We start from the raw sequence: 359 nt of genomic DNA on the forward strand, positions 1-359 counted from the left end.
CGGACGGCAGCGACAGCTCCCCGAGCGCGGCAAGAGCGCGGGCGACCGCGGCCGACGTGCCCTCCACGAGCGCGACGCGCGCGGTGGGCGGCATGTGCAGCGGGGCGCGGTTCTCCAGCTCCGAGCGCGCGTAGCCCGCCTGGTTCCACGTCGCGAGGGCCTTGGCGACCGCGCCGTCCACCCCCACCAGATGCACCGGAGCCCCGGGGGCGGCCAGCGCGGCAGCGTTCGACCACCAGCGCAGACACGCCTCGCCGATCCGCAAGTCGGGCGACTGCAGCATGCGCGGCCCGTCCAGCAGCACGACCGCGCGGTACCCGCCCTCCGCGAGGGGCTCGGCGCCGCTCGAGCCCAGGGGC

General features: G+C 77.7%; 1 pseudogene. It reads right to left on the bottom strand.

The features are described 5' to 3' along the window. Positions 1-359: pseudogene (locus DW309_RS04370) on the bottom strand (primosomal protein N'); the annotation flags it as partial.

Origin of the sequence: Microbacterium sp. K41, assembly GCF_004794395.1 — a bacterium.
Lineage (GTDB): Bacteria > Actinomycetota > Actinomycetes > Actinomycetales > Microbacteriaceae > Microbacterium > Microbacterium sufflavum.